Raw genomic sequence first — 13,159 nt, forward strand, 5'->3', positions numbered from 1 at the left:
CGCGGGGTCGGGGGCCGGTCTGGGGGGGCCGCCTCGGCCCCTCCCCCGATGCGCGCCCGCCCCCCGCCCCCCCCCCCCGCGGCCCGCCGCGCGGGGGGGGGCGGGGCGGCCGCGGGGGCCCCCCCCCCCCCCACCGCCGTGTGTCAGACGACTCCCGGGGAAACGCCCCAGGTGTTCAGGACAGTGCCGGTGGGCACGCAGTCGACCCAGCCCGAGCAACCGACGTCGCAGACGTCGGGGTTTCCGGAGCCGCACGCGGCAGTCATAGGACCGGCGTTGATGTGTGCGCTGATGTGCCCCGGGCCTGTACGCCGCCGGTCACCGTCCTGGACATCGGACCGCCGTGCCCTAGCGATGCGCGCCGCCGCCTGGGTGCACTCCCTCGCCGTGAGGCCCGTCGCCCTAGCCCACAAGCGCCCCCAAGCACCCCCCAAGCACCTACGAAACTACGGACGGATTGATCAGCCCATAATCTGAGTCAGTGCCGAGCGACCCGGCGCATCGCACCCGCCCCGGGTGCACTCACCGATCGGAGAGCACCGTGAAGAGCAGCACGTTGTGGCGGGTAGTGGACAACGAGAGCGGTAGCGAGTCCATCGTCAGCTCGGCCTCCGAGGCGGTCGCGTTCGTCAACAGCCGGTTCGACACCGATGGCGACATCGAGCCGTTCAGCATCACCGAGGTCGGTCCTCTCCTTCCGAAGCCGCTCGGGGTCATCACCGCATGGGCCGCCGAGAAGGACGACGAGCGAACCGACGGGCGTACTGCCCCGATCAGCATCAGGCCGGTCGCGACGGACAACGCCGGCGAAGGCGATGACGTCGTGCTCTGGGGCGACGTGTACGTCTCCTGGGACCACGACATGTATACCGTCGAGGGGCCGGACGGCTCCGAGTACGACGAGGCCTACAGCGCTGCCGAGCTGACCGCGATCCTCGACGAGTACGCCGACGACTACGAGTACGCGCCCGAAGGGCCCGACAGCCACAGGTGGCCGAAACCGGAAGAGCTGATCACCTACGGCGCCCAGGAATGTGCCAAGCGGTTCGGGCACCTCGACGACGACGCCCTGCTGTGGCTCGCTGCGACCCGCATCACGCTCGCCGTGTGGCGCAACACCCCCGTCGAGAACTGGCATGCCGGGAAGAGTCCGCTGCACGACGGCACGATGATGCGGATCAACACGGCGACCACCCGACTCGTGCGCTCGATGCTGTCGTTCGACCACGTCGACTGGATCGGTCTCGGTCTCGCGATCGTGGACCCGTCCCGGGTTCTACCGACCGGGCAGTCCGTGCTCGAGCTCGGGCTGGCCTGCCACAACCCTGACGACCCGGCGCACGAGGACGATCCGCGTGAAGACCTCGCGGAGATGGCACAGGACGCGATCGCCTGGGGGCGAACGTACCGGCTTCGCGAGAAGCAGTTCGGCCTGCGAATCCTGATCGAATACCTCTGCGCGTCCGACAACGGATGGTTCGGAGCACCGAGTTGGGGACGCATCGTCGATCGGTTCCTTGCGGCTGTCGACGACCGGGAGCATGCGCACTGGCGCACGCACCGGGACGAGCCTTGGTTCGACGAGTGGTTCACCAACCGACCGGCCGACATCGCGGACACCAAGGAATTTCGCCGGCTGCTCCTTGCCGGGCCCGACCTGCTGTCCGAGGAGGCCGCCGAATGGTGCGTGGACGGTGCCATCGGCTACGTCTGCCAGGACGACCACGCGAACGACTGCTGGCGGTGCGACATCCCGCCGGCAACGGAGTCCTCCGACGAGTGAACGCGGGCAGCCTCCTCCGCGACCGCTGGCGTTCGCATCCGCGCGAGGGACCCACGCCGGCGCCGGTCCGGAACGAGGCATGGCGGGATCTGGTCCTCCGCGAGGACGGCGCGGGCCTGGTGTCGGCTGAGTAGTGTGGTGTGCTTCGCGGCAGTCCGGCGAGCCCGGCACCTGGGGCCGGGCCATGGCCTCGGACCACACCGGAGACGGTGCCGGCGGAAAGGCGTGTGCGTCCCGGGCGATCCGGATCCCTCTCCGCCGGCGCGGAATCCGGGCGGTGATTCCGCGGCCGGCCGACCAGACCGCGAACCGCGAACGCGCCGGCCGGCTCGGGGGCCGTCCGTCCGCCCGTCTTCGACCGGCGTCCTGCGAACAGCGCAACGCCGTCGAACGGTGCGACAACTGGCTCATGCGGTGGCGCGGCGTGGCCGCCCGCTACGGCAAGACCTACGCCGGCGGGTGGAGCTGTTTCTCCATCAGGGTGAAGGACTTCGGCGGGCCGCCGGGCTGCGGCTTGCCGTCCTTCCGGCCGACGGCGCGGTAGCCGGCCCGCTCGTAGTAGGCGGTCAGCTTCGCGTTGGCCGTCAGGCAGTCGAGCCGCAGCCGGGTGCGGCCCGCCTCGGCGGTGCGGCGCTCGGCCGCGGCCAGCAGCAGCCGTCCGGTGCCGGGCGGCGCCGCACGGTCCGTCATCAGCCGGTGGACGTACCCGGCGTCGGGCGGCTGCGGGCCCCAGGCCGCCTCGTCGTCCCACCACAGCTCCCACGCGCCGGCCACCCGCCCGCCGCTCTCCGCGAGCCAGACCTCGCCGTGCGCCATGATCCGGCGGAAGTGGTCCTCGCCCAGTTCGCCGGGGCGCCACTGGCCGGTGACGCCCCGGGAGAGCATCCAACGGGCCGCGTCGTCGCGGAGGCGCACGAGGGTGGCCAGGTCGGCCTCGCCGGCCCGGCGGTGGTGGACGAGCAGGGGAGGTGTGGTCATGCGTGCGTTCCTCGCAGCACGCCCGCCGGGACCTCCGGCGCGCCCGACGCCGGCGCCGTGAAGGCGACGGCGGCGGCCGGGACGGTGACCTCGGCGTCGGAGCCGAGGGCGTAGGCGGCGACGCGGGAGACCACGGCCGCGGGGACGGCGTCGGCGACGCCCGGGACTTCCGGGCAGTCCTGGGTGGCGTGCGCGTCGTACGGGACGACGACCCGGTAGCCGCGGTGCAGCGCCGTACGGGCGGTGGCCTGGACGCACATCTCCGACATCACCCCGCACACCGCGAGGGCCCGGCTGCCGTGCCGGGCCAGCAGCTCGCCGAGCCCGGTGCCGGCGAAGCCGTCGTCGTGCGGCTTGCGGACGACGGTCTCGGCCGGACCGGGCACGACCGGGTGGTGCAGTTCCCAGCCGGGGGTGTGGGGTTCGTCGTCCGCGCCGGGCGGCCCGTCGTTCTGGAGGTGGACGACGAGCGCGCCGGCCGCGCGGGCGCGGGCGAGCAGCGCGGCGGTGCGGTCGACGAGGCGGGCGGCGTCGGGCACGGCGCCGGCGCCGGTGACGAAGGCCGACTGGACGTCGACGACGAGGAGCGTGTCCACGGGCGGGAGGGTCTGCGCGGTCATGCCCGCATCATCACGCGCCCGGGCCCGCCCGTTCCACGGGTTTCCGGCCGCCGCCGGGTCAGACGGGGTGCTCCGCCCGCGCGCGGGGGCCGGACAGCAGCGGCGGCGCGGGCAGCGGGCGCAGCGCGGGCTCGGGGCGGAGCAGCTCTTCGAGGCCGGTGAGCCGGATCAGGCGGAGGACCCACGGCTGGTCGCAGACGAGCTGCCAGTGCGCCCCGCGGGCGCGGGTGCTCCGCGCGCAGTGGGCGAGCAGGCCGAGGCCGGTGGCGTCGCAGAACGCGAGCGGGCGGATGTCGACGGCGAGCCCGTCGGCCTCGCGGACGAGGGCGTCGAGTTCGGGCCGCAGGTGGCGGACGAGGACGAGGTCCAGTTCGCCGCTGAGCACGGCGACGGTCAGGGCGCCGGCGGGGCGGACGGTGAGGTGGGGGACATGGCGGGGGATCAACTGCATCGGACGCTCCACAGGGTGGGTCCAAGTGTCAGGTCGAGCGTGGCCGGAACGCGGGCGGGAGGGACGTTTCACCGTGTCCCCAGTCACCTGATCCGGTGAAGGGGTGTTCACGGGTCCGTCGGGCGGACGCGCGAACCCCCTGGACGGGCGTACGAGGGACGGTGACGGCCGGCGGAGCCTCCGTACGCCCGTCCACCCCCACATCCGTACGCCCGTATGCCCGCCCACCCCCGCGCGCGTACGCGTACGCCAGCCCCCTCCGCCCGCCCGCCCCCGACCGGTTCGCGCGCGCCGCCCCCTCACCCCGCGGTCGGCGCCCCGAACCAGCGTTCCAGCCGGGCGCGCAGGTGTGCCGGGTCGTCGCCGGCCCAGACGACGTGTCCGTCCGGCCGGAGCAGCGCCGCCGGGACGCCGGGCTCGTCGCCGGCGGGGGTGACGCGCTCCACCCGGTCCTCCCAGCCGGCCGCGGACAGCGTCCCGGTCCGGTCGAGGAGCAGGCCGCGCCCGGTGCGGGCCGCCTCGTACAGGCGGCCCTCCTTCAGCGGCACGTCGCGGAGCCGGCGGCCGACCAGGTCGGGGTCGCCGTCCTCCGCGCAGTCGTAGCGGAGGTCGATCGCGGTGATCTTCCCGATCAGGTGCCGGTTGACCTCGTCGAGTTCCATCAGCTCCGCGAGCAGCCGGCGCACCGCCTGTGCCCCCGGTTCCCCGGACATCAGCTCCATCTGGGCGCGGGTGTTGTCGAGCACGGCGGCGGCGACCGGGTGGCGTTCGGAGTGGTAGGTGTCGAGCAGCCCCTCGGGCGCCCAGCCGCGCAGCTCGCCGGCCAGCTTCCAGCCGAGGTTGAAGGCGTCCTGGATGCCGAGGTTGAGGCCCTGGCCGCCGGTCGGCGGGTGGATGTGGGCGGCGTCGCCGGCGAGCAGCACCCGGCCCTCGCGGTACCGCTCCGCCTGCCGGGTGCCGTCGCCGAAGCGGGACAGCCAGCGGGGCTCGTGGACGCCGAAGTCGGTGCCGCCGACAGCGATCAGACGCTCCCTCAGCTCGTCGAGCGTCGGCGCGGCGCGGTCCCCGGAGAGCCCGGCGGCCGGTACGACGACCCGGAACAGGCCGTCGCGGAGCGGCATCACCCCGTACCGCAGCTGCGTCCTGCGCACCTCGGTCATCACGGGCACGACCTCCTCCCACGGGACCCCGAGGCGCACCTCGGCGATGAGGGTCTCGTGCCGGGCGGGCAGTCCGGGGAAGCCGATCCCGGTCAGGGCGCGCACGGTGCTGCGTCCGCCGTCGCAGCCGACGAGCCAGCGGGCCCGCAGCCGGGTGCCGTCGGCGAGCACGGCCGTCACGCCGTCCGCGTCCTGGTCGAGCCCGGTGAGCTCCCGGCCGCGCCGCACCTCCACGCCGAGTGCGCTCGCGTGTTCGGCGAGCAGTTCCTCGGTGACGTTCTGGGGGATGCCGAGGACGTAGGAGTGGGCGGTGTCCAGGCCGTCGGGCCAGCGGGTGCCGAGCCCGGCGAAGAAGCCGCCGACGCGGTACTGCTGCCCGCGGGCGAGGAAGCGGTCGAGGAGTCCGCGCTGGTCCATGACCTCGATGCTGCGGACGTGCAGGCCGAGCGCCCGGCTGAACGCGGCCGGGCGCTCCGCCTTCTCCAGGACGACCGGCCGCAGGCCCCGGAGGCGCAGCTCGGAGGCGAGCACGAGCCCGGTGGGCCCTGCGCCGATCACGAGGACGTCGGCGTCGAACATGCGGGTTTCCCCCTCTGTCGGTGCGGTACGGCCGCCGATTCTGCGCCAGGTACGGGGCCTTGCCGCAAGGCCCCCCGTGCGCTATACGTTGAGGAGGGCGAGGAACCGGTGGTTCCCCGCCTTCGTCGTGTCCGGGGGCCGGCGCGCCGCTCCCGGGGTCACCGCAGGTCGAGCCGCATGAGGATCCGGGGGTGTCCGGCGAGCACCGAGGTGGTGTCGGCGGCCTTCACGAAGCCGGCCCGTGCGAAGTTCTTCCGCAGCCCCGCGTACGCCATCGTCATGTCCACGCGGGCGTCGCCGTTGTCCAGCGGGTACGCCTCCACCGCCGGTGCCCCGTGGGCGCGGGCGAACTCCACGGCGCCGGCGATCAGCGCGTGGCTGAGGCCCTGCTTGCGGTGGCCGGGGCGGACCCGGACGCACCACAGCGACCAGACCGGCAGGTCGTCGACGTGCGGGATCTTCCGGCTGTGGGCGAAGGCGGTCTCCGCGCGCGGGGCGACGGCGGCCCAGCCGGCCGGTTCGCCGTCGTCGTAGGCGAGGACGCCGGGCGCGGGCTCCCGGTCGCAGAGCCCGGCGACGTACTCGCCCCTGGCCGGGCCGCGCAGCTCCCTGTTGAGCTTGGCCGGGAGGCGGTAGCTCAGGCAGAAGCAGACGTCGGCCGTGGGCGACTTGGGGCCGATCACGGCCCGGACGTCGTCGTAGACGGAGGCCGGGCGCACGTCGATGGTCATGGATCCACCCTGGCACGGGCGCTGCGCCCGCGCACCGGGTGGCGGGCACTGGTCCGTCCGGGGGACGGGGCGCCCGGGTCAGACGCGCAGGGCGCGGGCCTCGAAGCGTCCTTCGCCGAGGGCCAGGACGAAGGTGACCTGCTGGCCCTCGGAGAGGGCGCGGACGCCGTCCTCGATGTCCTCGGCCCGGAAGTAGACGGGTTCCTCGGAGCCGACGGGCAGCACGAACCCGTAGCCGGCGCGGCGGTTGAAGGACTGCACGAATCCGGTGGTGCGGTTGTCCACGGCGACCTCCTCGCTCCGGGCGCGCACGGCGCCCCCACCGGATCTGTACCCCGGACGGGGCGGCCCCGCCAGCCGGGCGGGGGCCGGTGCGGCGGTCAGAAGACGGAGAGGCCGGTGATGGTGGTGAAGCGGTCGAGGGCGGCGACCCCGGCGACCGAGTTGCCCCGCTCGTCGAGGCCGGGGCTCCACACGCAGAGGGTGCAGCGACCGGGGACGACGGCGATGATGCCGCCGCCGACGCCGCTCTTGCCGGGCAGGCCCACCCGGTAGGCGAAGTCGCCGGCGGCGTCGTAGGTGCCGCAGGTGAGCATGACGGCGTTGATCTGCTTGGCCTGGCTGCGGGTGAGGAGCCGGCTGCCGTCGGCGCGGATGCCGTGCCGGGCGAGGAAGCCGGTGGCGACGGCGAGGTCGGCGCAGGACGCCTCGACGGAGCACTGCCGGAAGTACTCGCGCAGCAGCGTCGGCACGGGGGTGGAGATGTTGCCGTACGAGGCCATGAAGTGGGCGAGGGCCGCGTTGCGGTCGCCGTGCTCGGTCTCGGAGGCGGCGACGTCGCGGTCGAAGTCGAGGTCGTCGTTGCCGCTCTCGGCGCGCAGGAAGTCCCGCAGCGCCCCGGAGGCGTCGCCGGTGAGGCGGTGCAGCCGGTCGGTGACGACGAGGGCGCCCGCGTTGATGAAGGGGTTGCGGGGGATGCCGCGCTCGTACTCCAGCTGGACGAGGGAGTTGAAGGGGTTGCCGGAGGGTTCGCGGCCGACGTGCTCCCACAGCTCGTCGCCTTCCTTGGCGAGGGCGAGCGCGAGGGTGAAGACCTTGGTGACGGACTGGGTGGAGAAGGGCCGCTGCCAGTCCCCCACGCCGTACACGCTGCCGTCCAGCTCGGCGACGGCCATCCCGAAGCGGTGCGGGTCGCCGGCGGCGAGCGCCGGGATGTAGTCGGCGGGGCGGCCCCGGCCGACCAGGCCCTCGATCTCCTCGGCGACGCGTTCGAGGACGGGCAGGAACGACTGCATCATGATCGTATTGTGCCGGTCCGGGCGGGAGGCGGTGCGGCGGCCCGGCCGTGAGGCGCTGTCGGTGCCGGCTGCCATGATCGGCGGACCGCCCCCTCGCCCCTTCGTCTCGTCTTCGGCCTCCAGCAGGGAGAACACTCGTGTCCGACACCGCCTCCGCCCCGTTCCGGCTCCACCCGGGGGCCGCCGACTCGCCCGTCCTGCTCCATGTGCCGCACTCGGCGCGGGAGATACCGGGGGACGTGCGGGGCGGGATCGTGCTCGACGACGCGGCGCTCGGCCGCGAGCTGGACCACATCACCGACGCCCACACCGCACAGATCGCCGCCCGGGCCGCCGCGGCGGCCGGCCGGACGCCCTGGCGGTTCGTGAACGGGCTGTCCCGGCTGGTGGTGGACCCCGAGCGGTTCCCGGACGAGCGGGAGGAGATGCTCGCGAGCGGCATGGGCGCGGTGTACACGCGGACCACCCACGGCGCGGAGCTGCGGCCGGACGGGTTCGACGGGCGGCCGCTGATCGAGCGGTACTTCGAGCCGTACGCGCGGGCCGTCACCGAGGCCGTCGACGGCCGGCTCGCCGCGACCGGGCGGGCGGTGGTCGTCGACGTCCACTCGTACCCGACGCGGGCCCTGCCGTACGAGCTGCACGGCGCGGGCCCGCGACCGCCCGTGTGCCTCGGCACCGACCCCTTCCACACCCCGGCGTGGCTGCTGGAGGCGGCCCGGGAGGCGTTCGCCGGGTTCGGCGGCACGGGGACCGACAGCCCGTTCGCGGGGACGTACGTGCCGCTGCGGCACTACGGGCGGGACGCGGCGGTCAGCGCCCTGATGGTGGAGATCCGCCGCGACGTGTACATGGCCGAGCCGGGCGGCGCCGCCGGGCCCGGGCTCGGCGCCCTCGCGGACGCCCTGGCCGTGCTCGTCGACCGGGTGTCCGCGCGGGGCGCCTGACCGTCCGCCGGGTCAGCCGGCGACGCGGGCCATCCACTCCTCCACCTCGGCGGAGGTGCGCGGCAGGGCGGCCGACAGGTTCTCGTGGCCGTCCTCGGTGACCAGCAGGTCGTCCTCGATGCGGACGCCGATGCCGCGCCACTCCTCGGGCACGGTCAGGTCGTCGGGCTGGAAGTAGAGGCCCGGCTCGACGGTGAGGACCATGCCGGGGACGAGCACGCCGTCGACGTACTCCTCGTTGCGCGCGGTGGCGCAGTCGTGCACGTCGAGGCCGAGCATGTGGCCGGTGCCGGCCATGGTGAAGCGGCGCTGGAGGCCGAGCTCGTACACCCGGTCCACCGGGCCCTCGAGGAAGCCCCACTCGACCAGCCGGGCCGCCAGGTGCCGCTGCGCGGCCTCGTGGAAGGCCCGGTAGGGGGCGCCGGGCTTCACGGCCTCGAAGCCGGCCTGCTGGGCCTCGTACACGGCGTCGTACACCTGCCGCTGGACGGGGGTGAAGGTGCCGCTGACGGGGAGGGTGCGGGTGACGTCGGCGGTGTAGAGGGAGCGGGTCTCCACGCCGGCGTCGAGGAGCAGCAGGTCACCGGGGCGGACCGGGCCGTCGTTGGTGGTCCAGTGCATGATCGTGGCGTGGGCGCCGGCGGCGCAGATGGTGCCGTAGCCGACGGAGTTGCCCTCCAGGCGGGCGCGGCGGAAGAAGGTGCCCTCGATCCAGCGCTCCGAGGTGGCGACGGCGGTCGACAGGTCGGCGACGGCGTCGGTGAAGCCGCGGACGGTGGAGTCGACGGCCTTGCGCATCTCGCCGATCTCCCAGGCGTCCTTGACCAGGCGCAGTTCGCTGAGGACGTCGGCCAGTTCGGTGTCGCGCTCCTCGTCGGTGGTGACGGCCGCCTCCAGGGCGGCGTCGACGCCGCGGACGATCCGGGTGGGCACGCCGGCGCCGGCGGCGAGGTGTTCGGTGAGGCCGCGGACGTCGCGGCAGGGCAGTCCGAGGACCCGCTCGGCCTCGGCGAGGGAGAGGCGGCGGCCCATCCACAGCTCGGCGGTGTAGCCGATCCAGAAGGTGTCGTCGTCGCGGCCGTCGCGCGGCAGCACGTAGCAGTGCGCGTCGTGGCCGCCGTCGGCGCGCGGCTCCAGGACGAGCGCGCAGTCGCGGGCCTGGTCGCCGGTCATGTGGACGTAGGCGGAGTGCGGACGGAAGGGGTAGGTGTCGTCGTTCGAGCGGACCTTGAGGTTGCCGGACGGGACGACCAGGCGCTCGCCGGGGAAGCGGGCGGACAGCGCGGCGCGGCGGGCGGCGGCGTACGGCGCCTGCTCGGCCTCGGTCAGGTCGTGCCGCTCGGTGTCGGCCCAGCCGGTCCGCATGAGGGCGGACAGCTCCTCGGAGATGCCGTTGTACAGGCCGTTCTTGCGACCCTTCGCCACGTCGTGCTCCTTCGTCGTGAGGTCTGGGGGAACCGCCGGTCGTCGGCGGCTCACGGACCGTAGCCCGCCGCGCGGGCCGGTGGGGCCCAGGAGTGCCAGTGGCACTGATCGGACACGGGTGGGGTTCGGGGCGGTGAGAATGGGGGCCATGGCGAACGCGAGACTGGGCGAGGCGCTGCGGCTGCTGGGCCTCGGCGAGGCGGCGGCGCGGGTGTACGACGCGCTGCTGGAGCGGGCCCCGGCGCCGCTGGACGCGATCGGCGCGGCGGCCGGGCTCGACGGGCCGGCGCTGGAGGAGGCGTACCGGGAGCTGGTCGACGCGGGGCTGGCGAGCGCGGCGGCGGAGCGCGGCGACCCGGTGGCGCCGGTGCCGCCGGCGGCGGGCCTGGAGATCCTGGGCCGGCACCGGGCGGCGGAGCTGGACGAGTCCCGGATCACGGTGGGCGGCGCCTTCGAGGCGTTCCGGCGGCAGCGGCTCGCCGCGCACGGCGACGACCTGGTGGAGGTGGTGACCGGGGAGGCGATCGGGCCGCGGATGCGGCAGGCGTGGGCAAGCGCCCGGCAGCAGATCCGGCAGCTGGACTCGCCGCCGTACTTCCCGCTGCCCGGCGCGACCGACGACGCGCTGGCGACGCTCGCCCGGGGCGTCACCCAGCGGGTGGTCTACTCGCGGGCGTCGCTGGAGCAGCCGGGGCATCTGGAGGGGGCGATCGAGCCGGTGATCGCGGCGGGCGAGCAGGCCCGGGTGCTGCCGTCCGTGCCGGTCAAGCTGGTGATCATCGACGACGCGTACGCGCTGGTGTCGCTGTCGATCCGGGAGGCCGACGTGTTCACCACGATGCTGGTGGTGCAGCCGTGCGGGCTGTTCTCGGCGCTGGTGGCGCTCTTCGAGCAGTCCTGGCGGGACGCGCTGCCCTTCCACGGCCGCACCGCGCTCCCGGGCGGGCTGCCGCCGGCCGACCGGCGGCTGCTGTGGCTGCTCGCCGGGGGCGCGGCGGACGAGGTGATCGCCCGGGAGATCGGCGTCAGCCGCCGCACCCTCTTCCGCCGCGTCCAGGTCCTCATGGCCCGGCTGGGCGCGACCAGCCGGTTCCAGCTGGCGCTCCAGGCGCAGCGGCACGGCTGGCTCTGACCCCCCGGGCCGGGCCGGGTCAGGAGCCCAGGTGCTTGCGCAGGAAGGTGTACATCAGGGCCTTGTTGCGGGCGGCCTGCGCGTTGTCGGTGGCGCCGGCGTGCCCGCCGCCGGTGTTCTCGTGGAAGAGCACCGGGTGGCCCAGCTCGCGCAGCCGCGCCGCCGCCTTCCGCGCGTGCCCGGGGTGCACCCGGTCGTCGCGGGTGGAGGTGGTGAGCAGCACCGGCGGGTAGGGGGCGCCGGCGGTGAGCCGGTGGTACGGGGAGAGGTCGCGCAGGTGCGGCAGGTCGGCCTCGTCGTCGGGGTCGCCGTACTCGGCGATCCAGGAGGCGCCGGCCAGCAGCTTGTGGAAGCGGACCATGTCGAGCAGCGGCACCTGGCAGACGATCGCGCCGAACAGCTCCGGGTAGCGGGTGAGCATGGCGCCCATGAGGAGGCCGCCGTTGCTGCCGCCGGCGGCGCCGAGCCGCTGCGGGGTGGTGATGCCGCGGGCGACGAGGTCGCGTGCGACGGCCGCGAAGTCCTCGAAGGCCTTGTGCCGGTGGGCGCCGAGCGCGGCCTGGTGCCAGCCGGGGCCGTACTCGCCGCCGCCGCGGATGTTGGCGATGACGTACGTGCCGCCGGTCTCCAGCCAGCCGCGGCCGGTGAGGGCCGCGTACGAGGGGGTGAGGGAGACCTCGAAGCCGCCGTAGCCGTAGAGCAGGGTCGGGCCGGGGGCCGCGCCGGCGGAGCGGTCGGGGCCGATGACGAAGTACGGGACGCGGGTACCGTCGTCGGAGACGGCGAACGCCTGCTCGACGGAGAGTCCCGTGGTGTCGAAGCGGGCCGGGGCCTGCCGCAGGATCTCGGTGTCGCCGCCGACGGTGCCGCGGGTGAGGGTGGACGGCTGGAGGAAGCCGGAGACGTCGAGGAAGTACTCGTCGGAGACGTCCGGGTCGGTGTCGGTGACGGAGACCGCCGACAGCGGCGGGACGTCGGCGAGCGGGGCGCGCGACCAGCCGCCCTCCTCGCGCGGGGTCAGCACCTCGATGCGGGTGCTGACGTCCCGCATGGTCTCCAGGATCAGGTGGTGCCGGGTCCACGAGTGGCCGGCGAGCGCGGTCCGCTCGTCGGGGGCGAACAGGACCTCGGCGGTGCGGTCGCCGGCCAGGAAGGCGTCGAAGCCGAAGGCGAGGAGGGCGCCGGCGGGGTGGCCGAGCCACGGCGACTTGAGGGTGACGATCAGGTGCCGGCGGTGGGCGTAGACCTCGGCGTCCTCCGGGACCTCGATCCGCACCAGCCGGTCGCCGTCGGTGAGGAGGTGGGTCTCGCTGCGGAAGAAGTCGAGGGAGCGGCCGACGAAGGACCGCTCGTAGCCCGGGGTGGCGTCGTGCCAGGCCCAGGCGGAGACGTCGGCGGCCTCGCCCTCGAAGACGGTGGGGGCCTCGGCGAGCGGGGTGCCGCGCCGCCAGCGGCGGACGGTGCGCGGGTAGCCGGCGTCGGTGAGGGAGCCGGGGCCGTGGTCGGTGCCGACGAAGACGGTGTCGGCGTCGATCCAGCCGATGCTGGTCTTGGCCTCGGGCACGGTGAAGCCGCCGGCGACGAAGGCGCGCGCCTCCAGGTCGAACTCGCGGACGACGGTGGCGTCGCCGCCGTCCCGGGAGAGGCAGACCAGCGCCCGGTCGTGGTCCGGTCGCCGGACCCGGGCGCCCGCCCACACCCACTTCTCGTCCTCGGCCGCGGCGAGCGCGTCGACGTCGAGCAGCGTCTCCCACTCGGGGGCGTCCTTGCGGTACTGCTCCAGGGTGGTGCGCCGCCACACGCCCCGTACGTGCTCGGCGTCCTGCCAGAAGTTGTAGAGGTACGGGCCGCGGCGGGTGGTGTACGGGATGCGGTCGACGGCGTCGAGCACCTCGCGCAGGCGGTCGGCGAAGGCGTCGAAGCCGGGCTCGGCGGTGAGCTCGGCCTCCGTCTCCGCGTTCCGCTCGGCCACCCAGGCGAGGGCCTGCTCGCCGTCGACGTCTTCCAGCCACAGGTACGGGTCGTCATGGTTCACGCGTGCCATTGTCCCCCGGC

12 protein-coding genes are annotated in these 13,159 nt (G+C 74.6%); 3 read left to right on the forward strand and 9 right to left on the reverse strand.

The features are described from left to right. The first annotated feature begins 541 nt into the window (after positions 1-541). Positions 542-1,783: a hypothetical protein gene (locus ACFVQZ_RS08320; protein WP_383620547.1), complete on the forward strand. Its 1,242-nt coding sequence runs from the start codon at positions 542-544 to the stop codon at positions 1,781-1,783. Between the two features lie 447 nt (positions 1,784-2,230). Here the strand turns inward: ACFVQZ_RS08320 and ACFVQZ_RS08325 are convergent, their stop codons facing one another. The 7 genes from ACFVQZ_RS08325 to ACFVQZ_RS08355 all read right to left on the reverse strand — a co-directional run bounded on the left by ACFVQZ_RS08325 (position 2,231) and on the right by ACFVQZ_RS08355 (position 7,600). Continuing rightward, on the reverse strand, positions 2,231-2,761 hold the full coding sequence (locus tag ACFVQZ_RS08325) for a GNAT family N-acetyltransferase (protein WP_383620549.1): 531 nt from the start codon (positions 2,759-2,761) through the stop codon (positions 2,231-2,233). Beyond that, the gene (locus ACFVQZ_RS08330) at positions 2,758-3,381 is read right to left on the reverse strand and encodes an isochorismatase family protein (protein ID WP_030492176.1); all 624 of its coding nucleotides are present in this window, start codon (positions 3,379-3,381) and stop codon (positions 2,758-2,760) included. The genes ACFVQZ_RS08325 and ACFVQZ_RS08330 overlap by 4 nt, the downstream gene beginning before the upstream one ends. Before the next feature lie 58 nt (positions 3,382-3,439). Then, positions 3,440-3,832, reverse strand: a complete 393-nt coding sequence (locus ACFVQZ_RS08335; protein ID WP_051787311.1) for an STAS domain-containing protein — start codon at positions 3,830-3,832, stop codon at positions 3,440-3,442. A 299-nt stretch (positions 3,833-4,131) separates the two neighbouring features. Beyond that, on the reverse strand, positions 4,132-5,571 hold the full coding sequence (gene rox, locus ACFVQZ_RS08340) for a rifampin monooxygenase (protein ID WP_383620551.1): 1,440 nt from the start codon (positions 5,569-5,571) through the stop codon (positions 4,132-4,134). 158 nt (positions 5,572-5,729) lie between these two features. Continuing rightward, the gene (locus tag ACFVQZ_RS08345; RefSeq protein ID WP_383620553.1) at positions 5,730-6,302 is read right to left on the reverse strand and encodes a GNAT family N-acetyltransferase; all 573 of its coding nucleotides are present in this window, start codon (positions 6,300-6,302) and stop codon (positions 5,730-5,732) included. A gap of 78 nt (positions 6,303-6,380) precedes the next feature. Next, positions 6,381-6,587, reverse strand: coding sequence for a cold shock domain-containing protein (locus ACFVQZ_RS08350; RefSeq protein WP_081958859.1), 207 nt, complete (start codon positions 6,585-6,587; stop codon positions 6,381-6,383). A 95-nt stretch (positions 6,588-6,682) separates the two neighbouring features. After that, the gene (locus ACFVQZ_RS08355; protein ID WP_383620556.1) at positions 6,683-7,600 is read right to left on the reverse strand and encodes a glutaminase; all 918 of its coding nucleotides are present in this window, start codon (positions 7,598-7,600) and stop codon (positions 6,683-6,685) included. A gap of 137 nt (positions 7,601-7,737) precedes the next feature. Here ACFVQZ_RS08355 and ACFVQZ_RS08360 point away from each other — a divergent pair, with 137 nt between their 5' ends. Next, a complete protein-coding gene (locus tag ACFVQZ_RS08360) occupies positions 7,738-8,547 on the forward strand; it encodes an N-formylglutamate amidohydrolase (protein WP_030492182.1) in 810 nt (269 codons plus the stop codon). Between the two features lie 12 nt (positions 8,548-8,559). Here the strand turns inward: ACFVQZ_RS08360 and ACFVQZ_RS08365 are convergent, their stop codons facing one another. After that, the gene (locus tag ACFVQZ_RS08365; protein WP_030492183.1) at positions 8,560-9,972 is read right to left on the reverse strand and encodes an aminopeptidase P family protein; all 1,413 of its coding nucleotides are present in this window, start codon (positions 9,970-9,972) and stop codon (positions 8,560-8,562) included. A gap of 148 nt (positions 9,973-10,120) precedes the next feature. On the opposite strand from ACFVQZ_RS08365, the gene ACFVQZ_RS08370 reads away from it, so the two are divergent. Next, entirely contained in the window at positions 10,121-11,104 is a 984-nt protein-coding gene (locus tag ACFVQZ_RS08370) for a hypothetical protein (RefSeq protein WP_030492184.1), read from the forward strand. 19 nt (positions 11,105-11,123) lie between these two features. Here the strand turns inward: ACFVQZ_RS08370 and ACFVQZ_RS08375 are convergent, their stop codons facing one another. Further along, the gene (locus tag ACFVQZ_RS08375) at positions 11,124-13,148 is read right to left on the reverse strand and encodes a prolyl oligopeptidase family protein (RefSeq protein WP_030492185.1); all 2,025 of its coding nucleotides are present in this window, start codon (positions 13,146-13,148) and stop codon (positions 11,124-11,126) included. Between the last annotated feature and the right edge of the window lie 11 nt (positions 13,149-13,159).

It is taken from the genome of Streptomyces sp. NPDC057854, assembly GCF_042797055.1.
Lineage (GTDB): Bacteria > Actinomycetota > Actinomycetes > Streptomycetales > Streptomycetaceae > Streptomyces.